This is a genomic window from Gluconacetobacter sacchari (assembly GCF_014174255.1).
GTDB lineage: Bacteria > Pseudomonadota > Alphaproteobacteria > Acetobacterales > Acetobacteraceae > Gluconacetobacter > Gluconacetobacter sacchari.
The window spans coordinates 11715-38314 of the sequence record NZ_JABEQJ010000039.1 but is presented as its reverse complement, the minus strand read 5'-3'; the positions used below and the strand labels follow the sequence as shown (position 1 = coordinate 38314).

The 26600-nt window shown below is 63.3% G+C and carries 29 protein-coding genes; 25 read left to right on the top strand and 4 right to left on the bottom strand.

All coding sequences use genetic code 11. From position 1 onward, the window contains the following. The first annotated feature begins 460 nt into the window (after positions 1 to 460). Genes HLH48_RS20365 through HLH48_RS20340 form a run of 6 tightly spaced genes read left to right on the top strand, consistent with a single transcriptional unit; the run spans position 461 to position 5132 of the window. Complete coding sequence (locus HLH48_RS20365) at positions 461 to 667, top strand: AlpA family transcriptional regulator (protein WP_264812522.1); 207 nt, start codon at positions 461 to 463, stop codon at positions 665 to 667. A 33-nt stretch (positions 668 to 700) separates the two neighbouring features. Further along, positions 701 to 1570, top strand: coding sequence for a ParA family protein (locus HLH48_RS20360; protein WP_182999306.1), 870 nt, complete (start codon positions 701 to 703; stop codon positions 1568 to 1570). Further along, positions 1554 to 1805: a type II toxin-antitoxin system HicA family toxin gene (locus tag HLH48_RS20355; protein ID WP_182999305.1), complete on the top strand. Its 252-nt coding sequence runs from the start codon at positions 1554 to 1556 to the stop codon at positions 1803 to 1805. Before HLH48_RS20360 ends, HLH48_RS20355 begins: the two co-directional genes overlap by 17 nt. A gap of 31 nt (positions 1806 to 1836) precedes the next feature. Next, on the top strand, positions 1837 to 3462 hold the full coding sequence (locus HLH48_RS20350; protein ID WP_456305419.1) for a ParB family protein: 1626 nt from the start codon (positions 1837 to 1839) through the stop codon (positions 3460 to 3462). Positions 3463 to 3474: 12 nt separating this feature from the next. After that, positions 3475 to 4035 carry a DUF2857 domain-containing protein gene (locus tag HLH48_RS20345; protein WP_182999304.1) on the top strand — a complete coding sequence of 187 codons (561 nt, stop codon included), beginning with the start codon at positions 3475 to 3477 and terminating at the stop codon, positions 4033 to 4035. A gap of 35 nt (positions 4036 to 4070) precedes the next feature. Then, positions 4071 to 5132 (top strand): STY4528 family pathogenicity island replication protein, encoded by a 1062-nt coding sequence (locus HLH48_RS20340; protein WP_182999303.1) that lies wholly within the window; start codon positions 4071 to 4073, stop codon positions 5130 to 5132. A 67-nt stretch (positions 5133 to 5199) separates the two neighbouring features. Here HLH48_RS20340 and HLH48_RS20335 read toward each other — a convergent pair whose 3' ends face one another. Both HLH48_RS20335 and HLH48_RS20330 read right to left on the bottom strand, forming a co-directional pair. Further along, on the bottom strand, positions 5200 to 6432 hold the full coding sequence (locus tag HLH48_RS20335; protein WP_182999302.1) for a type II toxin-antitoxin system HipA family toxin: 1233 nt from the start codon (positions 6430 to 6432) through the stop codon (positions 5200 to 5202). Continuing rightward, complete coding sequence (locus HLH48_RS20330) at positions 6432 to 6809, bottom strand: helix-turn-helix domain-containing protein (protein WP_182999301.1); 378 nt, start codon at positions 6807 to 6809, stop codon at positions 6432 to 6434. The genes HLH48_RS20335 and HLH48_RS20330 overlap by 1 nt, the downstream gene beginning before the upstream one ends. A 635-nt stretch (positions 6810 to 7444) precedes the next feature. Here HLH48_RS20330 and HLH48_RS20325 point away from each other — a divergent pair. Genes HLH48_RS20325 through HLH48_RS20310 form a run of 4 tightly spaced genes read left to right on the top strand, consistent with a single transcriptional unit; the run spans position 7445 to position 10189 of the window. After that, positions 7445 to 8299: a PFL_4669 family integrating conjugative element protein gene (locus tag HLH48_RS20325; RefSeq protein WP_456305418.1), complete on the top strand. Its 855-nt coding sequence runs from the start codon at positions 7445 to 7447 to the stop codon at positions 8297 to 8299. After that, positions 8296 to 8805 carry a DUF3158 family protein gene (locus HLH48_RS20320; protein WP_182999300.1) on the top strand — a complete coding sequence of 170 codons (510 nt, stop codon included), beginning with the start codon at positions 8296 to 8298 and terminating at the stop codon, positions 8803 to 8805. The genes HLH48_RS20325 and HLH48_RS20320 overlap by 4 nt, the downstream gene beginning before the upstream one ends. Then, complete coding sequence (locus HLH48_RS20315) at positions 8802 to 9809, top strand: DNA-methyltransferase (protein WP_220795232.1); 1008 nt, start codon at positions 8802 to 8804, stop codon at positions 9807 to 9809. The genes HLH48_RS20320 and HLH48_RS20315 overlap by 4 nt, the downstream gene beginning before the upstream one ends. Next, positions 9806 to 10189, top strand: a complete 384-nt coding sequence (locus HLH48_RS20310) for a single-stranded DNA-binding protein (RefSeq protein WP_182999299.1) — start codon at positions 9806 to 9808, stop codon at positions 10187 to 10189. The genes HLH48_RS20315 and HLH48_RS20310 overlap by 4 nt, the downstream gene beginning before the upstream one ends. Before the next feature lie 59 nt (positions 10190 to 10248). On the opposite strand, the gene HLH48_RS20305 is transcribed toward HLH48_RS20310, so the two are convergent. Next, positions 10249 to 10641 (bottom strand): type II toxin-antitoxin system VapC family toxin, encoded by a 393-nt coding sequence (locus HLH48_RS20305; protein ID WP_182999298.1) that lies wholly within the window; start codon positions 10639 to 10641, stop codon positions 10249 to 10251. Then, complete coding sequence (locus HLH48_RS20300; RefSeq protein ID WP_182999297.1) at positions 10638 to 10880, bottom strand: antitoxin; 243 nt, start codon at positions 10878 to 10880, stop codon at positions 10638 to 10640. Before HLH48_RS20300 ends, HLH48_RS20305 begins: the two co-directional genes overlap by 4 nt. A 229-nt stretch (positions 10881 to 11109) precedes the next feature. Between HLH48_RS20300 and HLH48_RS20295 the strand changes: the two genes are divergently transcribed. The 15 genes from HLH48_RS20295 (at position 11110) to HLH48_RS20225 (ending at position 26380) form a co-directional block, all read left to right on the top strand. Further along, positions 11110 to 13101 carry a DNA topoisomerase III gene (locus tag HLH48_RS20295; protein ID WP_182999296.1) on the top strand — a complete coding sequence of 664 codons (1992 nt, stop codon included), beginning with the start codon at positions 11110 to 11112 and terminating at the stop codon, positions 13099 to 13101. A 611-nt stretch (positions 13102 to 13712) separates the two neighbouring features. Next, a complete protein-coding gene (locus tag HLH48_RS20290; RefSeq protein ID WP_182999295.1) occupies positions 13713 to 15254 on the top strand; it encodes a DNA cytosine methyltransferase in 1542 nt (513 codons plus the stop codon). Positions 15255 to 15519: 265 nt separating this feature from the next. Then, complete coding sequence (locus HLH48_RS20285) at positions 15520 to 15804, top strand: hypothetical protein (protein ID WP_182999294.1); 285 nt, start codon at positions 15520 to 15522, stop codon at positions 15802 to 15804. A 127-nt stretch (positions 15805 to 15931) separates the two neighbouring features. Beyond that, entirely contained in the window at positions 15932 to 16648 is a 717-nt protein-coding gene (locus HLH48_RS20280) for a DUF5983 family protein (protein WP_182999293.1), read from the top strand. A 91-nt stretch (positions 16649 to 16739) separates the two neighbouring features. Beyond that, positions 16740 to 17165, top strand: coding sequence for a hypothetical protein (locus tag HLH48_RS20275; RefSeq protein ID WP_182999292.1), 426 nt, complete (start codon positions 16740 to 16742; stop codon positions 17163 to 17165). Between the two features lie 284 nt (positions 17166 to 17449). Further along, complete coding sequence (locus HLH48_RS20270) at positions 17450 to 18262, top strand: GTPase (protein WP_182999291.1); 813 nt, start codon at positions 17450 to 17452, stop codon at positions 18260 to 18262. 213 nt (positions 18263 to 18475) lie between these two features. Further along, positions 18476 to 18832, top strand: a complete 357-nt coding sequence (locus HLH48_RS20265) for a DUF3085 domain-containing protein (RefSeq protein ID WP_182999290.1) — start codon at positions 18476 to 18478, stop codon at positions 18830 to 18832. A 198-nt stretch (positions 18833 to 19030) separates the two neighbouring features. After that, positions 19031 to 19600 (top strand): hypothetical protein, encoded by a 570-nt coding sequence (locus HLH48_RS20260; RefSeq protein WP_182999289.1) that lies wholly within the window; start codon positions 19031 to 19033, stop codon positions 19598 to 19600. A gap of 343 nt (positions 19601 to 19943) precedes the next feature. Continuing rightward, positions 19944 to 20489, top strand: coding sequence for an STY4534 family ICE replication protein (locus HLH48_RS20255; protein WP_182999288.1), 546 nt, complete (start codon positions 19944 to 19946; stop codon positions 20487 to 20489). A gap of 102 nt (positions 20490 to 20591) precedes the next feature. Further along, positions 20592 to 21197: a DUF3275 family protein gene (locus HLH48_RS20250; RefSeq protein WP_182999287.1), complete on the top strand. Its 606-nt coding sequence runs from the start codon at positions 20592 to 20594 to the stop codon at positions 21195 to 21197. A gap of 89 nt (positions 21198 to 21286) precedes the next feature. Beyond that, positions 21287 to 21685, top strand: a complete 399-nt coding sequence (locus HLH48_RS20245) for a hypothetical protein (protein ID WP_182999286.1) — start codon at positions 21287 to 21289, stop codon at positions 21683 to 21685. Positions 21686 to 21768: 83 nt separating this feature from the next. Further along, positions 21769 to 22419 (top strand): hypothetical protein, encoded by a 651-nt coding sequence (locus HLH48_RS20240; RefSeq protein ID WP_182999285.1) that lies wholly within the window; start codon positions 21769 to 21771, stop codon positions 22417 to 22419. 68 nt (positions 22420 to 22487) lie between these two features. Beyond that, positions 22488 to 23597, top strand: coding sequence for a DUF6094 domain-containing protein (locus HLH48_RS20235; protein ID WP_182999284.1), 1110 nt, complete (start codon positions 22488 to 22490; stop codon positions 23595 to 23597). A gap of 55 nt (positions 23598 to 23652) precedes the next feature. Further along, the gene (locus tag HLH48_RS20230; RefSeq protein ID WP_182999283.1) at positions 23653 to 23979 is read left to right on the top strand and encodes a methyltransferase; all 327 of its coding nucleotides are present in this window, start codon (positions 23653 to 23655) and stop codon (positions 23977 to 23979) included. 115 nt (positions 23980 to 24094) lie between these two features. Next, entirely contained in the window at positions 24095 to 26380 is a 2286-nt protein-coding gene (locus HLH48_RS20225) for a helicase-related protein (RefSeq protein ID WP_182999282.1), read from the top strand. Positions 26381 to 26600: the final 220 nt, after the last annotated feature.

The following is a 26600-nucleotide window of genomic DNA, read 5'->3' as shown; positions in this document are numbered from 1 at the left end:
ACTCTGTCTGCATCGGGTCTCTGGCCTCGCTCGCGGATTTTGCTTTTCCAACAAGAACTTTCGCCGATTTCAGAGCCCGATGCACCTTCCCGTGTGAGATTTCCGGGCTAGACATGAAACAATTCCGTATCAATTTTGCAAAATTCAGCACCAAAAGTATTAGACATTCCTTGGAGCGGCCAGGTTCGAGATGCGGAAATCAGCCAGACCGAACTGCTATTTTTTATTTTTTCTCTTCGCCCATTCACCAAATCACGACCGCCCGATCGAATTACCACTTTATTGGAGGTCTCTGCGGACCATAGTCATTCTGGCCCGCATCTCACCTTCCTCTGGGTCTGCGCGGGCCGCTAACCAATAGGGTCCGCGCCCTATTCGCTTTGACAAATGCGGCAGCCGGCGCTGCCGCCTGATGAAGAGCATACGGAAGTTCCATAGAGCGTCAGGGAAGGATCGTAACGTGCGAGAAGGAACGTCTTCGCCCGAACGCCGTGTTCTGAGGCGATCGGAGGTCGAAATCAAAACCGGTTTCAAGCGAGCGCATATCTACAAGCTCATGAAGGCCGGCACCTTCCCCAGGCCCATCCGCATCGGCATCCGTGCCGTCGGCTGGGACTCGGATGAAATCGATCGCTGGATCGTCGCACGCCTCAAGGAACGATCCTGACCCTGCTCCCCCCGTCTTCATCAGGAGCATGTCATGTACAGTATCTGCATCGTATCGACCAAAGGTGGCGTGGGCAAGACAACCATGGCGGCCAATCTCGGCGGTTTCGCCGCCGATGCCGGCCTGCGCGTTCTGTTGCTCGACCTCGACGCACAGCCCACTCTCTCGTCTTACTATGCGCTCGATCACCGCGCGCCAGCTGGTGTGTATGAACTGCTGGCCCACAACGAGTCCGATCTGGCAACGCTCGTTTCCCACACGGTGATTTCGCGCCTTGACGTGATCCTCTCCAACGATCCGCAGCACCAGCTGGGCACGCTGCTGCTGCATGCGCCCGACGGTCGCCTGAGATTGCGCAACCTGCTCCCGATTTTTCGGCCGCATTATGACCTGCTGCTGATCGACACCCAGGGCGCACGCAGCGTCGTGCTGGAAATGGCGCTGCTGGCTTCCGATCTGGCGATGTCCCCGGTGACGCCGGAAATCCTCGCGGCGCGCGAGTTGCGCCGCGGCACGCTGCAACTGGTCTCCGACCTGGCTCCGTTTCGCCGTCTCGGGATCGAACCGCCGCCGCTGCATCTCCTGATCAACCGCGTGCCCGCGATCTCCTCCACGGCCCGTCTCGTCGGAGATGGATTACGGCTCATTTTCCCTGACGATCCCGAAGCCGCGATCCATCTGATGGAGGCCCAGATGCCTTCCATCGAATCCATCGCCCGTGCGGCCACGCAGGGCTTGCCGGCGCACCGGGTCGAACACCGGCGGCCGTCCGGGCGGCTTGCCCCTTCCGCGCTGGAGGCCATGCGCGATGTCGCAACGGAGCTGTGCCCGCAATGGCGGGACCGCTTCGCCCAGGTCAACGGCAAGATACGAGGGGGGAGCGTCAATGTCGAACGCGCGTGAACTCGCCCGAGGCCATAAACGGCTGCTGCCTCTGATCGAATACGCGCTGAGCGCGGGCTGGAGCGTCCATCGCACGGCCGGGGGACACCTGAAATTCGTCAAGGAGGGGCTGCCCCCGATCTACACCAGCACGACCGCCAGCGATCATCGTGCCGGCCGGAACGCGCGTGCGATGCTGCGCCGCGTGCAACGCCATGCCACCGCCGATCGGAAGGGAGCACGCGGTCATGGCTGATCTCTCCCCCCAGGATATGGCCGCGCGCCTGGTGAACGACGGCTTCCATCATACCGGGCAAGCCGCCGAGCGCCTGAGCGACCCCGTGGCGGATACCCCGATGGTGGTGACGCTCGACCAGCTTCGGTCCTATGAACTCGACCCGCGCATCACCCGCAATCCGCTCTACGACGACATCAAGGCTTCCATTCGCGAGCGCGGCCTCGATGCGCCGCCACCGATCACCCGTCGGCCAGGCACCGACCATTACATCATCCGCAATGGCGGAAATACGCGCCTCGCCATTCTCCGCGACCTGTGGGCCGAGACTCGCGACGAGCGATTCTACCGAATTTCCTGCCTCTTCCGGCCCTGGCCCCAGCGCGGGGAGATCCTCGCCCTGACCGGCCACCTCGCGGAAAACGAGCTGCATGGTGGCCTGACCTTCATCGAACGGGCGCTCGGCGTCGCCAAGGCGCGCGAATTGTATGAAACGGAGACGGGCAAGACACTGACGCAATCGGATCTCGCGCGGCGTCTCCGGGCCGATGGCTATCCTGTTCCGCAACCGCATATCAGCCGCATGCAGGAGGCGATCCAGTACCTTCTGCCCGCTATTCCAAACGTCCTCTATGCCGGGCTGGGTCGCCACCAGATCGAGCAACTGACCGCCTTGCGCCGGTCCGCCGCCCGGACATGGGAGAGCCGAACGACGACCACCCCCGACAACGCCGATTTTCCAACCCTGTTCCAGGACGTGCTTGCAGGCTTCGACGCGGACCCCGGCCAGTTCTCGACGCAGCACGTGCAGGACGAGCTGGTGGGTCAGATGGCGGATCTGTTGGGCGAGAATTACGACACGCTCGCCCTTGAGATCGTCGATTCCGACCGGCGCTGGCAGGCGCTCGCGGCCGAAGCGCCGACGCCTTCCCAGCCACCGGCATCCGCGCCGTCGGAACAACAGTCGGTCCAGTCGAAAGTACCTTCGCAGCCGCCCCCTGCCGAGCGCGCCGACGTCATGCATGCAGCGGAGCCTCCACCGACGTACATCGTGGACGACACGCCCATCGATGCCACGCCAGTCGCACGGATTGAGGCCCATGTGGTCTCGACCGTGCCGGGCAGTGATCGGCTCGACGCCATTCAGCGTCTGGTTGCCGGACACACGGGTGAAGCCCTCCATGATTTCGGAGACGCAGTCCTGCACGCCATTCCCGTTCGTGCCGGTGGCCTCTATCCGATTTCAGACGTCTGGCACATCGAACCCGAACTGGACACGCCGGAGCATCTTCGTCTGCATATCGCGCAGTTCGCCCGTGAAATCGCGCATGAAGCGGGTCTCGATGACGACAGCGTAACCGAAGACGACACGGGCCTCGGTTTCGCGTGCCCGTTCGCCCCACAAATGGTAGCGTCCGACGATGCACCGGCCATGGCGCAGATTGTGCTGGCTCTGTTGCGGATGCTGAGCGGTTCGCCGGTTTCACCGTCGGGTCCGGCGGGCCTGCCCGGCGATCTCCGCTCCCTCCTGATCGGCTCGGACACGCCCGAAGAAAGCTTCTTGCGGCTGAGCGACGCCGGACTGGTCAAGCTCTTCCGCCTGATCCGGCTGGGACGCCGCCTGATGGACATCGACGCGCAACCGAATTCGGGCGACGCCGCCATGCCCGGATTGTAGGGACAGGCTGCGATGTCCGGTCCCCATCCCCTCAATCAGGCGGTGATCGCCCAGGCATTGCACGATCTACGCAACGGCCAGTTGCGGCGGGCGCGCTCGATGGGGTTCGATGCCCAGGATCTGGACGCCCTGAAGAACCCGGCGATGGCCAGCATTCTCGCCAACGCCGCGATATGCTGGTGCGCGGTGACGATCAACCGCGAGGAACTGCGACGTCTGCTGCAGCAGGTGGACAACGTCGCCCGGGAGGTCGAGGAGATCGACCGACTGCTCCGCCTTGGCGCCAGCACTGAACTGATCACCCGCTTCTACGGGCTGACGCATCAGGAAATCGCGCTGCGACGCGCCGTCATCGGATTGCCGAAGCGTAAGGGCCGCCATCCCGTCCTGACCGAAGAGCAGGACGCGACATTATGGGAAACCTGGAGTGCCGCCGTGAAGGCGCGCGACATCCCGCTGCAGGACGAGACGGCGATGTTCGCGCTGGCCGCCGACCTCGCCGAAAGCACCGGCCTGCCATTATCCGTCGTCTGGAGCGCCATTCGTGGATGGATCGATGAAGGCCAGATCTAACCATGACCCGTTCACGACCGCCACGCGGTCCCGCAATGCTGGGCGCCCTGTTCGACGACGCCCTGCACCGCATGCAGGCCGAGCGAGCACACGACACAGCCCGGCCTGCCACCGCGCGCACTGACGGCCTCCTCTTCTCGGGCAACCGCCATGACGCCGTGCCGCGCGGTCTTATTCTTGACCGCCGCCTGACGCCGCTGGAACGCAATGCCTGGCAGGTTTTCCGCCTGCTGCTCAATGACGATGGCGTCACGGCGTTTCCGAGCTACGACGAGCTTGCTCCCTTTCTCGCCTCCATGCCTGGCGCCGGGCGCGCCTCCCACGAAACTGTCGCCCGTGCCCTGACGGCCATGCGCCTGACCCGCTGGATCAGCCTGGCGCGCCGCCGCCGCGATCCGGTGTCCGGTCGCGTCCTCGGCAATCTCTATGTCCTGCACGACGAACCTCTCACCCCTTACGAGGGGATTCAGCTCGACATGGACTATTTGGATCTGGTCGGCCGGGCGCTCACGCACGCCAGCGTGTCGCTGCAACGGATCGGCATGCTGGTGCTGAAGGAAATCACCGAAGACGACGCTCTGAGGCATCAGATCCTGCCCACGCGTCTGCGCACGATCGCGCAACGGCTGTCGGCACAGGATGGACTGCTCTCCGCAAGTTATCCACAGGCTGTGGGTAATCCTGATTCCGAAGAGGGTCGAGCGCACCGTCTTCGGAATCGGCGGCGCCCTTCTTCGGATTCCGAAGTCGGTCCAGACTCCGCGGAAAACGGCTCTCTTCGGAATCCGAAGACGGACCGTACTGTACGTAAAGAAGACAATAAAAAAATACATACTGTACGGCCTGTACATCGCGCGCGCGGTGCGCTGACACCGCCGGAACGCTTCATGACGCTCACCCCTGAGCAACAGGCCGGCGTCCTGGCGGCCTTGCAGGCGATCGACAGCGCGCTGCATCAGCCCATCCTCGACGAATGGGACGCCCGCTGCGACAGCACGCCGATCCGCAATCCTGCCGGGTATCTGTTCGGGATCGTGCAGAAGGCGCTACGCGGAGAATTTCGCGCCTGGGCCGGACAGCGGGATTCAAACGATTAAGCCCACACCGCTTGCGACGTATCGGTCATATCTGGGAGGAAAAGTCACTCAATTTGTCATATATGACCTAAATTGTAAGCGCCGCCTGCATCTGGTCACTCGCGAAAGCCGGCTCATAGTGGCGCGCCTGTGCGCCCCAGACACCAACCTCACGGAAGGCTTCCCGCCACCCGTCCGAGATGCGCTGCGCCATCGCACGGATCGCCTGCCGCGCCTCCGGCTCGGGGATCTCGAAGAACGCGCACGCCTCCAGCGCCAGATCGATCGACCGATCATGAGGGCCACCCTCAAGGATCGCCGTCTCAAGATGCGGGTTGCGATCCGGCGCCGGGTTCACATCGAACACCGGTGACAGACGCCATTGGCCGGCCCCCACATAGAGGAAACCGTGGTTTTTCAGGTGATCATCCTTGTTCGACACGAGGATCGTGAAGATCAGACGCCGGTAGAGTTCGCGGAAGTCCGCCATGGGGTCCGATGACGAGGCCCGCATGAAATCGACGATCTCGGTGTAGGAGCCCAGCTCCGCTCCGGTCTTGCCCAGAGCTGTACGCGCCGAGATGTAGGGAATCCGGCTCGTCCCGCGCCGATCGAAGCGCTGGATCAACGCTACGGGGAACGGCGTGTCCGCCAGTTCCAGTCGCGTCGCAGGCGTGCGGATGCCGCAGGCTTCCGCCAGACGAAGCGTGGCGACCTCGACACGCTCGACGGGCTGCTGATCGTGAACCGAGGTGAACTTCGCCAGCCAGAGTACATCGCCATCCCTGACATTGGCCTTGGGACGGGCGCCACCGGAGCCGCCCGCGCCCGCCAGCGCCTGCATCTGTTCGGCCGAAATGTCCTCGCCTTGCTCATAGGCTCGGGCGATCGCCGTGATGGCTTCCAGATCGACCAGGCGGGGGACGGAGTCCGTCGCCTTGCCGCGAATGATCGCGCCCTCGCTGTCCAGAAACCGCATCGCGCCCTGCCGGCAGACATCGTCGGCAAGCGTCAGATACTGGAACTCGTTGAGGCCATTGCCGTAGGCGCGTTCCAGCAACCTGCGCCCCCAACTGTCCGGAGCGGCGTCAGCAAAAGCACCGGGCAAAGCGTCACGCATATGTCCCGACTGGCCCGACCGGTGAAACGGCCCTCCCTCGAGCGACAGATCCGGCTCCATGGCGAAGGCGCGGGAGTTCTCGATCCAGGCGGCATCGTAGGCGAAGGTCGAAAACTGCCGCGGCCCGGCATGCGTGAAACGTAGCTGACCAACCGGCGTCAGGCTCTCTCCGAGGGCAACCTGGGCAAGGAACTCAGCCATCAGAACGATGCCCCTTCAGGGTCCACGACGTCCTGCTGATCCTGCTGTCCAGCCGGTTGCGCCTTCTGCCTGCGGAGCCGCGCCGCAAACGAACGTCCGCGACGCGGTCCGTGTTCCGTCGTCAGCGCCAGCCCCAGCTCGTCCTTGCGAATGTCGATCAGGTCCGCCAGACGCTCCAGAAGACCCAGCACGACCAGCACGTCGGCCAGTGTCCCGATGGCGACGCCCGGATCGCCCCGTTCGAGGCGGCCAATGGAACTCGGCGAGGTTCCGGCGCGCGCCGCGAGATCCGCCACAGCGATCCCGCGCCGCAGACGCGCCTGCCGCACATCGCGTCCCAGCCGCTCAAGCGCCGGCTTTACCTTGGGCGATCCCATCGTATTTGTCCGTATATGACCAGTTAGATGTCTTAACACGTCATATATGAATGATTCCATTTCAGTTCAAGGACAGCGGAACCATTGCAAGACCCTGCTGGGCATCTGTTCGGGATCATGCAAGCCCTGCGTGGCGCGTTCCGCGCCTGGGCTGGGCAGGAGAGTCCGACAACCGGACCGGGCCGGAGCCACCGCTCACCCCTGAGAATGACCCCGTTGCCCGCTCGCCTCTGTCCCGCCGTCCCCACGGGCACGATGACGTGTCCGGGGCAAATTATACCCAGGGTATAACGTCACAGACAGCCTTCCGACGACGGTTCCGGCCCCCACGCATGTCGCGCCGCGTCATGGTCTGCACGCCGACCGGCCCGTCAGAGCGGCCGGCATCAAGTCCGGCAGCGTCATCTATACCCTGGGTATAATGCAACCGACGGCCTTCCAGAACCGGCTCACGCCTACGGTCGTAGCAAACCCATGCGCCGTCCCCACCCGGCGGAATTACCGCCTCCAGCATTTATACCCCGGGTATAGCGCGACACGCAGCCTTCCGGGCGCGTCACGCCGCAACGGGCTGACGGTCTATCCGGCCGGGCGCCGATGCGGTTTGGCGACTGACGGCCTTCCCGACCACCCGGATGGTGGCGCCTTCCCCCTATTGCGAGGCGGTGCTGATGGCCAGTCCCACGGAAACCCTGCAACTGAATCTCGGCTCCCTGCGGAGCACGATGTCGCTGACATTGCATACCCACCACGCGTCGCGGATCTGGCACGGTCGCGCCGCGGCCGATGGTAAGGCGGCCATTGTCGGCCTCAACGGCTATGTCGCCGTCATGAACCGGATGAAACGTGGCGCCGAACAGGACGATCCGTACAGCGACTGGTGGATGCTGCGCATCGAAGAGAAGCTGAACACCACCCGGGACCAGCTCCAGACGCTCCGCGAACAGGTCGATCAGGCTCTGGCAGGGCTTCCGTCCGCCCTGAGCGTCGGCGAGAATCTGAATGTCCAGCCGGTCAAGCTGCCGCTTTTCATCTCCTCGCAACTCGGTTTCATGGCGCTCTACCTGCTGGCCGATTACGATGAGCTGGCCCGGAAACTGATCCTCGCCCATCACACGGCGCTGATCGACCGCTCCACCCTGGAGCGCTGGCTCAACGAGGGCGCGCATGCGCTGCGCAGCCTGTTCAGCCTGGCCCAGCAATATCGCTATTCGGGCTGCACGCGCGACGATTTCGCCTCGAAGAATGCCGCAGGGCGCGCGGCGATCGAGAAATTCGGCGAACTGCCGCAGGATGTGCTGGAAGGCACGCGCCGCTCGCGTTTCGCACCGCCCATCTCCCGACGATCGCCCGTGACCTCGGCTTCTGCGCGTAGCACCTCCGAGACTGAGCCAACGCCTGTGGAATCGGTGGACGCATCTCTGGATACGGCCGGCGAGACGCCAGGCGACACGACCGCGGCCGCCGATGAGGAAGGTGCGCCAGAATGACCGACCGGCCTCATTTCACCCCGCTGGAACACACGGACTTCCAGCGTCTGGAACACGCGGCCTACCTAAAAGGCCTTTTACAACCTTTTAAAGGTAAGGGGTTGGAGACCTGGGCCAGCCAATGCTCAGCCCTTCGGGACGACCTCATCGGACTGGCGCAGCGACGGATCCTGGCGCAGGCGGACCGTTACCCGTTTGCGCTGCTCGGCGTGCAACTGGCCCAGCAACCCACTGGCGCAGGCACGACCTTTCTGCGCTGGCGCAACCGCGACCGTTCGAAGATGGGGGTCGCGCTGTGGCAGGCCCTTATGGCTGACCCAACGACGCCTGCCTCCCTGCTGGACGATCTCCATGCGATGGAGAGCCAGCGGATCACCCTGAACATGCAGATCAGCCTACTGCATACACTCGCGCGCCAGGCCCGGGACTGCGCCGACAAGCTGGCCGAGGCGGACGCGGTTCGGGCGCATCGGGCGGAACTCCTGGATGCGAGGGCGGTAACATGACCAGCACCCCGGCCTCCGTTTGGCTCGACCGCACCCATGTCGGTGATTGCCGTGTGTTGCTGCGCCAGATGGCTGACGACGGTGTCCGCGTGAACATGTGCGTGACGAGTCCGCCCTATTTCGGGCTCCGCCGCTACCTGCCACCCGATCATCCGGACCAGGCCGCCGAAATCGGCACCGAAAACACTCCGGACGCCTTCATCACCAGCCTTGTAGGCGTCTTTCGCGAAGTCGGCCGGCTCATGGCCGACGACGGCACCCTCTGGCTCAATATCGGCGACAGCTACGCGGGAACCGGGAAATCGGGCGGCGGCAGGCAGGGCCAGCGGTGGCAAGCGATGGGCACGACGGCAACGGGACCGCGCGGCGGCCACTGGTCCCCCGCGCCACACGGGCTCAAAGGCAAGGATCTGATCGGCATACCATGGATGCTGGCGTTCGCGCTCCGCAACGACGGCTGGTATCTGCGTCAGGACATCATCTGGGCCAAGCCCAACCCGATGCCGGAGAGCGTGACCGATCGCTGCACCCGGGCGCACGAATATCTGTTCCTGCTCAGTAAATCGCGACGGTATTATTTCGACCGGGGCGCCATCAGCGAGCCCTCGTCCGATCCCCGCGCTCCAGGCAATCTCCGGCCGGTGCGCCAGCCTCCGGGCGAACGCTCCTCCGGCCCGAATGGCAGCATCCGCGGTCGCCTGCATCAGATCGGTGCGCGCGGACACCACAACCGGCGCGACGTCTGGACCATCGCGACCCAGCCCTCCACAAGCGACCATTTCGCGGTGTTTCCCGACGCGCTCGTCACGCCCTGCGTTCTGGCCGGTTCGCGCATCGGCGGTATCGTTCTCGATCCATTCATGGGCAGCGGACGCACGGCCACTGCTGCAACCCGGCTCAGACGACGGTTCATCGGCTGTGAGCTGAACCCGTCGTTCCTCGACCTCCACAACGAGCAGTCCCCCCAAGGGGCCAGCGCCAGCATCACGGAGACAGCATCATGAGCACCCATTTCAGCGGCGAGGGCAATATCGGCTCCGCGCCCGAATATCGCGAATTCGCCAACGGCAACGACGAACCGCGCCGCCTGCTGCGCCTGAACGTCTATTTCGACAATCCGGTGCCGAAAAAGGACGGCACCTACGAAGATCGCGGTGGCTTCTGGGCACCGGTCGAACTCTGGCATCGTGACGCCGAACGCTGGCAGACGCTCTACCAGAAGGGGATGCGCGTGCTGGTCGAGGGGCGCACCGTGCGGGATGAATGGGAAGATGCCGAGGAGAATGAACGGGTTACCTTCAAGGTTGAAGCCCGCCGCGTCGGCATTCTGCCCTATCGCATTGAGGCCGTGACGCTCGGTGCAAAGCCTGTGACGGAACGGTAGGCGTGTTCACAGGGGTGGCTGCGCCAACGCACGGCCGCCCCTGTCACGCCGCGCCACCCTCAATCCTGCCAATCCTCGACCTGGATCTGCGCCACGCGCTGAAATTCGCGGACATTATGGGTAATCAGGATCAGACCGCGTGCCCATGCCTGTCCGGCGATCAGCACGTCGAGAGGACCGATGGGCGTCCCGGCCTGCGCCAGAAGCGCGCGCAATTCGCCCGCGCGCAGGGAGTCCTCCCGATCGAACTCCAGCACCGCGAAGCGCAGGGCGTCCACGCGGGCGAGGTTCTCCGCCCGTCGACTCCCCTTATAGGCTCCATAATAAAGCTCATGCGTCACGATCGCGGACAGGCCGAAATCGGAAGGCGTATGCTGGTGCAGCCGGGAGAGAAACCCCGGATGGCCTTTCAGCAACGCGATCACGGCGTTGCTGTCGAGCAGATATTTCACCGAAAGAAATCCAGTTCGGGCCGGTCCTGCTGCGCGACGGGCTCCGTCACAGCCCGCTCGAATTCCTCATCGACGGGGCCTGTGACCTCCTTCAGCCAAGCCCAGTCTTGAGCGACCGGCTCAAGAATGATCGACGCCCCATGACGGCGAATCCGGACCTCATCGGCGTCGAGACGGAACTCTTTCGGCAGGCGGACCGCCTGCGAGCGTCCCGACCAGAAAATCTTGGCGGTGTCCATGGCGAGTACTCCAGCAACCGAGTTGATATATAGCAAATGAATATATCATCGTCCCGACCCACGGGGCAAGGATTGCCGCGCCCCGCCGGATCGGCGGCCTCCCCGTCGGGCAGCGACAACGGGAAAGTGCGGCGTGCGCGTTGTTTGCTGTCGCCCGCGCGCGCACCGGGGATGATCGTGGCGGGTTGCTGGTGAGCCACCGCCCCATTCATCCGAACCCGGAGGTTTCATGCGCGTCTATCTGTGCGAGAAGCCATCTCAGGGCAAGGACATCGCCCGCGTGCTGGGCGCCCGGCAACGGGGATCAGGTTGCTATACCGGTTCGGGCATTGTCGTGACCTGGTGCATCGGTCATCTGGTCGAGGCCGCGCAGCCCGAAGCCTACGATGAGGGATACAGGCGTTGGAGGCTCGAACAACTGCCGATCATCCCCGAGCGCTGGCGTGTCGAGCCCAAACCCTCGACGGCCACGCAACTCAAAATCGTCCGGCAATGCGTAGGTCGGGCCACGGAAATCGTCATCGCCACCGACGCCGATCGCGAAGGCGAAATGATCGCGCGAGAGATCCTGGATCTCTGCGGCTATCGCGGCCCGATCCAGCGCCTGTGGCTCTCGGCGCTCAACGATGTGTCCATCCGCAAGGCGCTTGGCGCGCTCAAACCCTCGGCCGAAACCCTGCCGCTCTATTACTCCGCTCTCGCGCGCTCCCGGGCAGACTGGCTCATTGGTATGAATCTCAGCCGGCTGTTCACCCTGCTCGGTCGTCAGGCGGGCTATACGGGTGTGCTGTCCGTTGGCCGGGTCCAGACGCCAACACTCAAGCTCGTCGTCGACCGTGACCGCGAGATCACGCGTTTCGTCTCGGTTCCCTACTGGACGATCGACGCAACCCTGTCCGCCGGCACCCAGTGCTTTCTTGCTGGTTGGGTGCCCCCGGAAAATAGCACCGACGAGGCCGGTCGCTGCCTGCAACAGCCGGTCGCACAGCAGGCGGCGGAACGCATGCGTGCCGCCGGCACGGCGCGGGTCTTGTCTGTCGAAACCGAGCGCGTGCGCGAAGGCGCGCCGCTGCCCTTCGATCTTGGCACGCTTCAGGAACTCTGCTCGCGACAGCTGGGGCTCGACGTGCAGGAAACGCTGGATATCGCCCAGGCGCTCTACGAGACACACAAGGCCACGACCTACCCGCGGTCGGATTCCGGCCACCTGCCCGAGAGCATGCTGGCCGAAGTGCCGACCGTCCTCGCCAGCCTCGTCAAAACCGATCCGGGCCTGCGCCCCCTGATCGATCAGCTCGACCCTGCCCAGCGTTCCCGCGCCTGGGACGACAGCAAGGTCAGCGCCCACCATGGCATCATCCCGACGCTGGAACCCGCCGACCTGTCGGCCATGAGTGCGAAGGAGCGCGCCGTCTACGCGCTGATCCGCGCGCATTACCTGGCCCAGTTCCTGCCGCCGCACGAATATGATCGTACTACCGCGCACCTGACCTGCGCCGATCAAACCCTGCGGGCTGTCGGCAAGCAGGTCGTCGTGCAGGGCTGGCGCCAGGCCCTGGTCGAGCCGGCGCCGGTCGGAGGCGATGGTGACGACAACGCGCCCCGCAGCCAGATCCTGCCCCCCTTGCAATCCGGCGCCTCATGCCGGATCGATGCCGTCGATCTCAAAGTGCAAAAAACGCTGCCGCCCAGACCATACACGCAGGGAGAACTGGTCAAGGCGATGAAGGGCGTGGCCAAACTCGTCACCGATCCGCGCCTGAAGCAGAAGCTGAAGGACACTACCGGTATCGGCACGGAAGCGACGCGGGCCGGGATCATCAATGGTCTGGTCGGGCGTGGCTATCTGGTCAAGAAGGGACGCGCCGTCCGCGCATCCGAGGCCGCGTTCACCCTGATCGACGCGGTGCCGGCCGCCATTGTCGACCCCGCCACGACAGCCATCTGGGAACAGGCCCTCGACATGATCGAGTCCGGACAGATGACGCTGGATGATTTCATTGCGCGCCAATCCACATGGATCGCTCAGCTGGTCCAGCAATTTCGCGGCGCGACACTGACCATCGCGATGCCCTCCACGCCCGCGTGTCCGAAATGCGGCGCGCCCACCCGTCAGCGCACCGGCAAGAATGGGCCATTCTGGTCGTGCAGCACCTATCCGACCTGTGACGGGACGCTCCAGACGCAAAAGCGGGGCAGCGCCCGTAAACGCCATCCCTGAGCGCGGCGGAAACGACGACCGGGCGGCCAGAGCGACACATCCATTTCAGGATCCTGCCTGGAACGATTTGATGCCTGCGCTGCTCGCTCCCGATCGATACCAGACATCGTCAGGTTCCCCATTGAGCCATGTGCGCCCACCCGGCGGCATGGCCCAGATCCCGCAGCCCAGCGGGAGAGCCAGCGCGCCATTCCTTCCACCACGAGGCGCGCGTCCTGCGCGAGTGATCCTCGCCGCGGGTCTGGAAGGCGCCTCTCTGTTCCGGCGCATCCCTCGCCGCCCCCTTCACTATCTTCCGTTCATCGGAAGGGGTCCCCCGATCCCTGGTCGCCCGCGCATGAGGGTTCGGGAGACCTCTTCTGGTTGACGGTACTCCGTTCCGGTGCCCGCCGGGGAAAGAACGGGCTCCTTTTGTGCGCGGATGTGCGCCAGCGAATGCCGACCCCAGCCACGAAACGGGTCGGGTGCGATTGCTGCGCCGGCGAACGGCCCTGACGACAGCCCGATGCCGGACCAGCCCACGGGTGGTCCTGTTCTCGACAGCCGCGGTCCCATACGGGCCGCGGCGCCTTGCTCCTGCTTTCCCGATACCCGAACAGGAGACACCCAAAATGAACTCTGGACACAGTGCGCCGCCCGCCCTGCTTTATGGCAGCGTGTGCAGCGGCATCGAGGCCGTGACCCTCGCCTGGCAGCCGGCCGGCCTGCGACCCGCCTGGTTCGCCGAGATCGAACCCTTTCCGTGCGCGGTGCTCGCACACCATTACCCCGACGTTCCGAACCTGGGCGACATGACCACTCTCGCCCCGAAAATTCGCGACGGCAGCACGGTCGCGCCGGACATCCTGGTCGGAGGAACCCCCTGCCAGTCCTTCAGCGTCGCGGGATTCCGCCAGGGCCTGGCCGATCCGCGCGGAGCGCTCACCCTCGCCTATGTGGAGCTTGCCAATGCCATCGATCAGGTCCGCACCGAAACCCGCCGCCCGCGCTCGACGCTCGTCTGGGAAAATGTGCCCGGCGTCCTCAGCGCCCGCGACAACGCCTTCGGCCTCTTTCTGGGCCTCCTGGCCGGAGAAGACCGCGCGCTCGAGCCGCCAGGGGGAAAGTGGACATACGCGGGTCACGTGTCTGGTCCCCGCCGCCGCATCGCATGGCGTGTGCTCGACGCCCAATATTTCGGAGTCGCCCAACGACGCCGCCGCGTGTTTCTTGTGGCAAGTGGTCGAGACGACGTCGATCCCGCCGCAGTACTTTTTGAGTCCGAAGGCCTGCGCCGGGATCCTGCGCAGGGCTTCGCGCCGTGGCAAGAACCTGCCGATGCTGCTGCGCCAAGCTCTCGCGTCCCGAGTGACTATGCCCGGGTGAAGGGTCCTTATGACCCGATCACACTCTCCTTTGGCGGCGGCAATACGCGGGGCTCGATCGATGTCGCGGCCTGCCTGACCGCGGCGGCCGGCCCGAAGAACGACTTCGACGTCGAAACCTTCATGGTACAATCGGTCGCGGGCTCCATCAGCCACACGCTGAGCACGGCCAACGGCGGTAAGGGAAGCGGCGAGGACGGCACCGGAAAGGGCGTGCCCATCGTGGCCTGCCCACCCATCGCGGCGTTCGCGCAGAACACGCGCGGCGAAGTCCGCTTCGAATCCGGCCACGGCCAGATCGCGGGGGCGCTGTCCACCGGGGGCGGCAAACCGGGCCAGGGCCGCCCGATGGTGGTCAGCGTCACATTTCGCGGACGCGCGGATGGTGTCCGCGCCGAACTGGGCGGGGCGCTCTCCCCGGCTCTGCGCGCCAGCAGCGGCGGCGGCGACAAGGGACATATTGTAGCGCCCGCCTGCAGCACGCAGCTTCTCTATACCCCCGAGCGCGGAACGCCACCCTGGTCGACATGGCGGGTCCGTCGTCTGATGCCGGTCGAATGCGAGCGCCTGCAAGGCCTGCCCGACGGCTACACGCTGGTGCCCTACCGCGGCAAACCCGCCGCGGATGCACCCCGCTACAAGGCCATCGGCAATTCCATGGCCGTGCCGTGCATGGGGTGGCTCGGGCACCGCCTGAAGAACGTCCTGCATAACGGGGAGGGCGGGAACAGCGCATTGGCAAGCGACGCCACGGCGCACCACATCGATCCTGATCTCCGCACGCGCTGACCCGTCGGCACATGCCAGCAGCCACGGTCCCCGGGCTGCGACGCGGATGACTCCGCGTGGACCACACCTCGTCCGCCTCGCATCAGGTTGCGGACGCGCGCCTGTCAGGCGTCGATGCGGCCTTTCTCCGCGCTCCGGCGCCGATTGCATCTGCCCCGACGGCCGAGTGTTCGCATTCTCCCGCTGCGAATTTCTTCCACTCCAACCTGATTTGGCAGCGCCTCATGCGAGGTCGTCTGCCTCTCTGTTTCCCGAAGGAGCGATCATGTCTGAAACACCTTCCATCGCGGTTGCCCTCGAAGGCGGCCTCGTCATTGCCGTCGTTCTTCAGGGATGGCCCGCCACCCTGCCAGAGCCTCGTGTCGTCGTCGTCGACTATGACACGCAGGATGCGGATGACGTGGATATCACGCGTTTTCCCATCGGTGACGGCACCGCCGAAGCCGTCTGCTACAGCGAAGCCCCGGTCATTTACGAACGGGTCGCCGATGCCTTGTCCCCCAATGTCGTTCTCGCGGCTCTGGCGAAGTCCGACGACCTGACGGCCTGACGGGTCAACAAGTTCCTTACCGGCGCGACGCCGGAAAACGCCCCGTAACCATCCACGTCCCTTCTCACCCGCTGGGGTCCGACCCCGGCATCAGGGGCCTCCAGCGACCATTTTCTGGAGAATTCCCATGTCACACGAAATCAATCCGTTTGCCCGCGGCTATCAGAACCTGCGCGTCGTGCGCATGCTCTGCATCGACACCGGAGCCGATTACCCACTTCTGCGGCGGCCGGTTCATACCGAGCAAGTCCATTTCAGCGACGACGATTTGCTGCACTCACGCTGCATTGTAACGCTTGATTTCGCCGTAATTCCCGGCGACCGGGACACCGGCACTTCCGGGATCGAGCCGACCAAAGGCAACGCGGGTGTCGTCCGCGCCATTCTCTACGCCGTTTACGGCGACGATTTCGATGGCCAGCCAATTCATATCGGCGATGCCGGTTCTCCCGAGGCGGCGCGGGAGACCGTGCGCCGCCTGAGTTTCGAGACCGGAGTCTACAGCCGCAGCTGGGAAATCAGCGCGGCCCATCTCACCGGCGAAGCGTGGGAATACCTCACCAGCCTGGCAACCGAGCACACACCTACGGGCTTCCCGTTCATCGTCTTCCCTATCACCGACAGCCCGGCCGTCGGCGTGAAACTGTTCGCCACGCCGTGGACCGACGACAATCTGCGTCTCGACGGCATCACCCCCCAGGAGTTGCGGCAAGAGAACCTGGACCGTGGTTTGCCCGTGGTTCTTGCCGACATTCTGCAACGCGCGGGCGAGGCCGATATCCGCATTCTGATCTTCGACCAGGATGCTCCAGACCTCGAAGGGCTCGAACTCTACGAGCCATAATCGGCATTTTCAAAAACCAATATCTCTGAGCACACGCGAGCGCCAATCCGACAGTGATGCGGCGCTCGCGTCTCGACGAAGGAGTATCCCCATGTCACGTTCCCATTCACACGATGGCACGGCCGCCAATCAGACCGACCTATCGACCGCACAGGTCATCACGCCCATGATCGACCATGCCGATCAACAGAACGATCCTTCCTGCCTCCGCGATATGATGCCGGATCTCGGCTGGAGGGACGTGTTCGGAGAGCCTGACGACGGGAATGACTTCGATCAGCAGTTCCGCTCCTGTCTCGCCAGTCTCGCACAGGTGGACATCACGTGCGACGCGCGAGTCATGGCACGCCGGAAGACCGATACAGGTCTTCGGTCTGTTGCCATCCGCGATCTGCTCGATGACGGCCTGTATCACTATGCGCTGGTGCGTTTCGACGGTGGCCACACACCGGGCGACCGATGGACGCATCTGTTCTTTCCCGCCTTCCGAACGCACCGCTTCGTGCCTGAGACCTGATCCCGTCGGCTCTCCGGCCTCATGGGCGACGCGCGGTTTGTGACAAGACGAAGGTCGCTCTCTTCCGTTTTTCAGCCGCATCCCCGGCGCCCGCGCGCAATCCTGCACGCATGTTCGCCGGCGTTGCCGGCAACATCCCAGGCAGTCGAGACCTTCGAGACTGCATCACGGCACACCGTGACGGTCATCCCGCCTCACCGGACGCATCCCGCGTCCATCACGCCTCAAAGGGGACCCTGTTCCCTTGCGGGCGCAGCTCCCCTGGCATTCAAGGGAGCTTTTCCATGGACACCCAATCCATTCGTGAACAGATGCCGACGCTGGTTCGTGGCCATGTGCCCTCCAACGCCCGCAGATTCCAGTTCGCCATCTATGATGGTCAGCCCAAGCGCTCGACGCTGGGTTTTTATGTCGACCCGAACCCGTTCGACGGCACGGTCGTCGCCACGACCCGTGATGCCATCATCGTCAAGACTGGACGCACCCAGTTCGCCGTACTCGATCGTCAGCTCGTCACCGTCGCACCCGACGATGGGGCTAAAATTCACGTCGAACCGTATGCCAGACGCCGCTTCGACGGCCTGCGAGCGGACACGCCGGAGGTGCAGACCCGGAATTTGTCGGACGGCACATCTTGTACCTCAAAGACATACATACTCGGTTCGGCGCCGGCCAAACTCCCGGTCCCGTCTCCCGATTGTCCCGAGCTGGCCGATCTGATCAGCCAGCTTGAACAATTGCCCGCCCCGGATGGCTTCCGGCGCATCACGCATATGCTTGTCGATGCTGGCGCGCGAGACTTCACTGTGGTCGATCCCAGCCCTGCCAATATTATCGCCACGCCGCCCACGATCGGCTTTTCGGTCACCACCGCGAAATTCTGCGGTCAGGTCGCGATCCTCTATGATCGCGGCCGAGATACCTACGTTGTCGAACTGCATCGCGGCACGGAGACGATCGAACGCATCGACGATGTGTATTTCGACGATCTCGGCGCCGTTCTGGAAAGCCTGATCGATGACGGAAGCTGGCGCCAGATCAAGGTCTGCGTCGTCGACAAAAAGCAAACCCGTCAGCGCCAGGCGCCAGCGGCGTGATTTCCAGCGTTCAGGACCGCCTGGTCATCTGCTCGCGCAACGAAACCACCACCCATAAGGATACGCGCTTCGAATCCGGGCCTGAAACCCGGAAGTACCGCTGTTGATGCCAATTGTCCCAATCATCGGTTCCAAACAGCCTGCAAACACGTCTTGCAGGCTCTCTATCCTTCGGGTGGAGAGCTTTTTTTCCCAAAACCGGAGAATCCATCCATGTCACTACGATTCAAAGGCGCCGATCTTCGCCCCGTGCTGGCCGAAGCGATCGCCAATCAATGCCGTGTCATCCTCGCCAAGGATCAAGGGACCTATTTCCTCTCCGAACGCGGAGAACGCACCGAGACGGGGCGCCACAAACTGCTCGCCTACGCGGTCGGTTGCAACCCGGATGTCGACCCGTTCGACGACTGGTGGGAACTGGTTCGCGCGGAACTTGGCGGAGACGATTTCGGCGAGTTTTTCGACCCGAAGGAGGGCGTCTTCCTCCGCATCCTGGAGAGCGACGACGATCTCGAACTGTCCGCCAGCCCGACGCAATTGTCGCTACTGGCGGTGCCGCCTATCCCCTGAGAGCAGCAAATGCTTACGGCCCCCGCAGATCTGCGGGGGCTTTTTTACGCCGCACGTCCGCGATCGGCTGTCCGTAGCTCCGCGTCATGACATCGCGGCAGTGCTGTTGAACAGCAGCCTGATACGAGGTCTTGGCGCGCATCCTTCGCACCGCTACCGTGTTCCAGACACCACTCCACGATAGGAGAAATCGGCCGCATGTTGCAAATTGCGCGCAAACGCGCATCACGTTCCAAATATATTGGAATATCGTTCTGCATTATAGGGCTTCTTATACCAATCTCCGAATATGTAAAATACGCCTATTTTACGGACCCTGCGATATTGAGGCCAATTCTCTTCCCATTTATTCAAGAAATAAAATATCTTTATGCTCATTACGCCTGGTTCAGAGGCGTGTGGATGGTGGCACCGGAGCCGTCTTTTGATATGCCGGTTCCATTCTTTAATCTGGCCGGGCTCACCGCTCTCAGCTTCTGCCTAGTGGGCGCCTGGCTCAGAGATCGCGCGCTCGGCAATTTTCGATTGATCGCCCAGGCTGAACATATTCTGACATTGCAGCAACTGGTCGGCGCCAACATCTCCTCGCAATCGATCGGCAACATTCAAGCCGGTGGCGATGTCACGATCAATCAGATCAACCAGGCCCGTGAGACAGAAAACAAGCTGACCCACGGGTTTCGCGACGGACCTCTCTGGAGCCTTGTCACCGGTATCGTCTTCCCGCTCTGCGTTACAATCATCGGCCACCTCCTCGGTCTGCAGTAGGCGGCTTGCAAAGAGGCGCGTGCCCCACAACTCTGCCCCCACCATGACGGCAAACAGGAAGTACCCCCGGTGCATATTGTTGCCCACGGGGGATTACAGTCGCGTGCGACCCTGCCAGCATGCCCGCTGATGTTTTCAGCCGCATGCCCAGGCAGTCATGATCCTCGAGACTGCGACGTGGTTCTCACCACGTAGATCATCCCGGTTCGCACCGGCATCCATGCGCGAACGGCCATCGTCAACGATGGCGATGCCTGAACATCGTTTCATCAACCCACGCGGGGGTTTCACACCTCCCCGTCAGGGTCGGGTGTGTCTCCGCTCTCTTTTCTGGAGATCCACCATGACCACGTCCAACGAATCCAGTTTTTTTGACCTGCACATCACCGGCCTCGGCTATCTCAACCGGATCCGTGAGGTGAAGCCCAAGAAAGGCGCGCCGTTTCTGGCCTGCGACATCGCAGCCCTGAACGGTCCGGCCAACGATGCCTCCTACGTGCGTTTCGATACGCGCGTTTCAGGCTCCGAAGCCCAGCACCTTATCCGCCGTTGCGTCCAGGCGGTCGAGAGCGAGAAGAAAGTCCTGATCGGCTTTCGCCTCGGCGATCTCTGGACCGACATCTTCACCTACGCCAAGGGGAAGCGTGCCGGTGAGCAGGGCGTCAGCCTCAAGGCCCGCCTGCTCTTCGTCAGCTGGATCAAGATCGACGGCAAGCTCGTCTACAAGGCCGAGCCCAAGCCGACCGAGACCAGCGACCAGGTGCCCCAGGCCCCTGCCTCATCCCCCTCCCAGGACGCTGCCACGCCCGGAATTTCCGCGCCCGCATCCGATACGCCCGAGGAAGACGCCGCCGATACTCCGGTACCGGCGCTTGCCGATTCCTTCTGATCTTCCGGCAAGACCCCGATCATCGGGGTCTTGCTGCCTCAGCCCGCGCCTGACGCCCCGCGTCAGCGTGTGACCGAGGCATCATCCTGCGAGGACGCCCCCATGATTACGATCCCCGGCCGCCTGGCCATCAAGACCATTCACGGTCGCAACGGCGATTTCAATGTCGGCCGCCTTGCAACCTCCATCGGCGAGTTCGTCGTCAAGAACGCCGAACTCGAGCAATACGCCGAAGGACAATATGAAGGTGATTTCGGCATCGCCGAAATTCGCCCTTCCACCTATACGACCAATGGCCGCATGGTCATTGAAATCCGTGCGCTGCTTGGCGGCATGACCCTCTCCAATATCGACGCCCTGAGCGCTGACGATGCCCAGCGACTGAGTCCGCAGGAAGTCGACCCGATCGACGAGGAAACCCAGACACCAGCATCGTCTGACGTCAGACCTTCGAGAAAGGCGAGGACACGAGATCGCCGAGATCCCCTGGTCGATACGACACCGTTCGGTGCCGCACCGCCCGCGGAGACCAAAGCCCGAGACGAAGATGCTGACAAGACGCTCTTCGACACGCTCTGGCCGCTTGGCGAGACCGTGAAACTCGATCCGACAGTCGATCGCCAGCGCCTGCGTCAGCAGTGCGATCGTCTCGGCGTGCTTGGATATACGTTCACCCCTCTGGCTCAGGAATGGCGTCTGGCCACCTGAACCCTCATGCCGTGCGAACGGCCCTCTCTCACCCGTCGGGGATTCATCCCCTCGGGGCGGATCTCCGACATTTTCAATGGAGGTCTTTTATGGGCTGGTATTTTTCGCTCCAATCCCGGGAAGAACTGATCCGGGAACTCACCTGGTCGGAAACGACCGAACGCGCGTTCACCCAGGTCCTGGACCACGCCCTGCACGAGAACGTGCTGTGGTCGTTGGTCAGGGTCACCGCGCGGGTCGACGGCGTACATCCTCATCTCAAGCCCGGCGATTCCCTCATTTATATCCGCTGCGACCTCCTGGAACGGAGCGGAAATATGTGGGGCTACAAGCCGCTCGAAGAGGCCATGCACCCCTACTATTACTCGTGCCCGTTGCGTTTTCTGGACATGGCGCCCGAACAATCCGCCGAGTGGCGCGCGGGGGTTCGTACCTGGCACGAAGAACACCATTCCGCGACTTCGCCGACAGCGCCTGCCTCGATCTGATCGGCAGGCCCAATCCTTCCAACCCAATGGGGCAGTACTGTCCCTGCCGGGCGGTGCTGCTTCCTTTTCCAGGGAAATTCGCCATGCCCGCAACCACTTCTTCCAAACTGCTCTATCGTATCAACGAATGTTCTGATCTCATGGCCGATGCCTGCATCGCCGACGAGCGCAACGGCCTCGTTTTCCTGTCCGTCTGGGCCCGTGACACGGCCATCCAGGAATTCCTGGCACGCCTGACCCTCGGGCGTGACGAACGGGGCCTCGACCAGTTCCAGATCGTCGCCGAGGACGGAAGCAAGACCCCGATTTTTGTCGGCAATGTCGACATGCTCGAAAAGCGCTCCACGCGGGCCTATCGGCGGACCCTGTTCGGCTCCATCGTTCATCTCTGGCTGTTCGACCGCCGTTGCGTGCGTCCGGACAAAGCCAATGCCAGTGCGCTGGCTCTTCTGCCGCGTCACTCTCTCCGCCACCGCGACCGGCTGTGGACGCTGGTCAAGGAAACCTGCCCACTTCCCCTGCTCGATCACTGGCGCGAAACCGTCCTGGACCTCCTCTACGCCCAGGACATGCTCGGCTATCTCCCGCTCGCCCTCGGGCCGCTGGAAGGCCATCGGCTGGCGATCGACGTCCCGGCTCTGACCGTCGCCCTCGGCGGCCTCATCCGTAGCGGTGAATTACGCGCCGACGACAGTCCACTGGCTTCGGTGTCGCCGCTGCTGCGTGTCGCATAGCCGACTTTCATGCAGACCCGCTCATCAGGGTCGGTCCCCCTTCCTCACCGTCATCGTGGAGACATCCCATGGCTCTCATGTTCCCGCGCCTTGCGCGCAATTTCGCCAGGAACGGCTATTTTCCGACCGATGAACCGACGATCGAGCGCGTGCTCTCCGCACTGGCTCCTGGTGTCAGCCCGATGAACATCCTCGATCCCTGCGCCGGCGAAGGCGTTGCGATCGCCGAAGCCGCTCATGCCCTCGGGCGCGAACAGGTCCAGGCATTCGCGGTCGAATACGATGCCGAGCGCGCGCGTCACGCACGGCAACTGGTCGATCGCTGTATCCATGGCGATCTGATGGACACATTGATCTCGCGGCAGGCTTTTGGCCTGTTGTGGCTCAACCCGCCTTACGGCGATCTGTCGAAAGGGATGGACTGCAATATCGGCTATCAGGGCCAGGGGCGCCCGCGTCTGGAAAAGCTGTTCTACCAGCGCTCGCTTCCCTTCCTGCAATATGGCGGCGTACTGATCTTCATCGTGCCGCATTACGTGCTCGACGACGAACTGGTCGGCTGGCTCACACGCCACTTCACCGACCTGCGCATCTACCGGGCGGTGGAAACGCAGTTCAAACAGGTCGTCATCTTCGGACGCCGCGTTCGTCAGCGCGACCAGATGTCCGACGTGACCAAGACCATGCGCGGTCTGCTGCTGCAGATCGGGCAAGCTGATGTCGACGCCGAGGAACTGCCGCCTGACTGGCCGTTCCTGCCCTACATGGTCCCCGCCAGCCCTTCGGAGCCGGAGCAGTTCTTCCGCGTGACGATGGAGCCCGAGCAGTTCGCCGACGAGATCGGCCGGCTGCAAGGACTCTGGCCAATGCTCGACACGCATCTCGGGGCCGCGCAGCAATCTCAGCGCCCCCCGGCGCGCGCCTTGTCACACTGGCATCTCGCCCTGGCTCTCGCGGCGGGTGCGATCTCCGGTGTCGTTCGTTCCAAAAACGGGCGCGTACTGGTCGTCAAGGGTGACACCCACAAGGAAAAGACGTCGCAGACGCAGTACACGGAACGCGAGGACGGTTCCGTGGCCGAAACCCGCATCCTCACTGACAAGTTCGTTCCGGTCATCCGGGCCTGGGACATGACGCCGGCCTCCCCGACGCGGGGAGAGGTGCTCACGATCCGCTGATCCAGTTCATCCCTGCTTCCCGTGGAAGCGCACTATCAAGGAAGGATTCCTTTCCATGTTCAAAAACCTGTTCGCCGGTCTGGACTATCCCCAGACAGCCCCGCCGCTCTTCCCTTTCGGCAGCCTCAGACTCAGCAACAAGGTCCAATGGCTGGACCGCAAGGGGCTGATCGAGCCTCTGCATTATGTCCAGCGCCACATCCGGGGCGACTGGGGCGATGTCAGAGACGATCAGCGTCATGCGAATCTCGACGCATTGCAGTCCGATAACGTCCTGATCTCGCATTATGCGATCACGCCGCGTCTGCTGATCGCGGTCGTCACCAACGCTGACCGTACCGTCACCGTCGTTCAGCTGCCCGAAGAGGATCTGAGCTTCTAACGGCCGATTCTTCTTCCACATCCGCGCGCGGCTCATCGCCGTTCGCTTCATCCCAATCCGGGGCACGTTATCGCCCCGCGAGGGAGGTGCGTGCCCCTTTTTTTGGAGCATCACCATGTCCCTCGAATCCGATACTCTTTCTTCTCCCGCCGAAACCGCCTCCATGCAGGACGACCTGCTCGACGCGGCGGCATCTCCTGTTACCGTCAGCCTGCCGGACTTCGTCGCCGAATTCGGCGACGAGTTGCTGGACTCGCTGAACCGCGCCAATCCACCGGTCTATACCGGACGCCCGAAAGCATTCCGCCAGATCGTTCTGGCCGGGCTCAAGCGTCGCCTGTTCGACGCCCAGGCCGATGTGGTCCACGCTGTGACCGAACTGCTGATCGACCGGGGCGAGCGCGCCGCGATCGTCAACGGCGAGATGGGCTGCGGCAAGACGACCGTCGGTATCGCGACGGCCGCCGTACTCCATGCCGAGGGCTATCGTCGCACCCTGATCCTCTCACCGCCGCATCTGGTCTACAAATGGCGGCGTGCGATCCAGGAGACGGTGGCCGGCGCCAGGGTCTGGGTCCTCAACGGACCGGACACGCTGGTCAAGCTCATCAAGCTGCGGCAGCAACTCGGCGTCCCCGCGCAGGGGCAGGAGTTCTTCGTCCTCGGCCGCGTGCGGATGCGGATGGGGTTTCACTGGAAGCCCGCCTTCACCCGCCGGCGCAGTGCAGACGGCGACATCGGCCTCTGCCCCGATTGCGGCCATGTCATCACCGATCTCGACGGCGAACCGGTCAGGCCGGTCGAACTCGACGCCGAGGATTACCGCAGGAAGTGCAGCCATTGCGCTGCCCCCCTGTGGACCCTGATCCGGCCACGAGGTCTATCTGCCAGCGACCAGTCCTCGGCCGTGCTCAAGGCGCTCAAACGCATCCCGACCATCGGGGCGGTTACCGCCCAGCGGCTGATGAAGACGTTTGGAGACGGTTTCCTGGCTTCCATGCTGGGCGACAATATCCACGAGTTCATCAACCTGATGGACGCCCACGGCGAACTCGTTTTTTCCGACCGTCAGGCCCATCGCATGGAGCGTGCGATGGCCAACATGGAGTTCGGCTTTGGCGAAGGCGGCTATCAGCCGTCCGAATTCATCAAGAGATACCTGCCGCAGGGCACGTTCGACCTGCTCATCGCCGACGAGGCGCATGAGTACAAGAACGGCGGCTCCGCACAGGGTCAGGCCATGGGCGTGCTCGCCGCAAAGGCGACCAGAACGCTGCTGCTCACCGGCACGCTGATGGGCGGCTATGGCGACGATCTCTTCTACCTGCTGTTCCGGGCCCTGCCGGGCAGGATGATCGAGGACGGCTACCGGCCGAACAAGAGCGGCAGCATGACCTCGGCCGCCATGGCCTTCATGCGCGATCATGGCGTCCTGAAGGACATCTATTCCGAGAGCACCGGCGCCGCGCACAAGACGGCCCGGGGCTCGAAGGTCACGGTGCGTACCGTCAAAGCCCCGGGGTTTGGTCCCAAGGGCGTGATGCGGTGCGTCCTGCCATTCACCGTCTTTCTCAAGCTGAAGGATATCGGCGGCAATGTGCTGCCGCCCTACGACGAGGAATTCCGTGAAGTCGCCATGGATGCCGAGCAAGCCACGGCCTATCGGGATCTGGCTTCGCGCCTCACTGCCGAGCTGAAGCAGGCTCTGGCGAAGCGCGACACCACGCTTCTCGGTGTGGTGCTCAACGTCCTCCTCGCGTGGGCGGATTGCTGCTTTCGGGCGGAAACCGTCGTTCATCCGCGTACACGCCACACCCTGGCGTTCGTTCCAGCTCAGTTCAACGAGCTGGAGATCATGCCCAAGGAGCGCGAGTTGATCGAGATCTGCCGGCAGGAGAAGGCAGAAGGGCGCAAGACCCTCGTCTACTCGGTCTACACCGGCACCCGCGATACGACGTCGCGCCTCAAGATGCTGCTGGAACAGGAGGGCTTCAAGGTGGCCGTGCTGCGCGCGAGCGTGGATGCGTCCCGCCGGGAAGACTGGATCGCCGAGCAGCTGGACCGGGGGATTGATGTCCTCATCACGAACCCGGAACTGGTCAAGACTGGTCTCGACCTTCTGGAATTTCCGACGATCGTGTTCATGCAGAGCGGTTACAACGTCTACTCATTGCAGCAGGCCGCTCGCCGGTCATGGCGCATCGGACAGAAGCTTGCCGTCCGGGTCATTTTTCTCGGCTACGCGGGCACTTCGCAAATGACGTGCCTGGGCCTCATGGCCAGAAAGATCATGGTCTCGCAGAGCACATCGGGCGACGTGCCTGAATCCGGGCTCGACGTCCTCAATCAGGACGGAGATTCCATCGAAGTCGCGCTCGCCAGGCAGCTTCTGGCCGCGTGATCCCTATATATGCCGGCGATCCACTTGATCGCCGGCATATCACTCTTTTCCGTCGCCATAACCTCGAACATCAGGCAAGGAGTCATCAAAATGGAGACTTTCCATATTGCGGTCGCGTGCCGTAACGCCTCGGGTAAGGCGGACATGCCCGTTTTCACCGTTTCAGTCACCGAGAGGGAATACAACCTCGGCGTCAACTATGATTGTCAGATCCCATGAG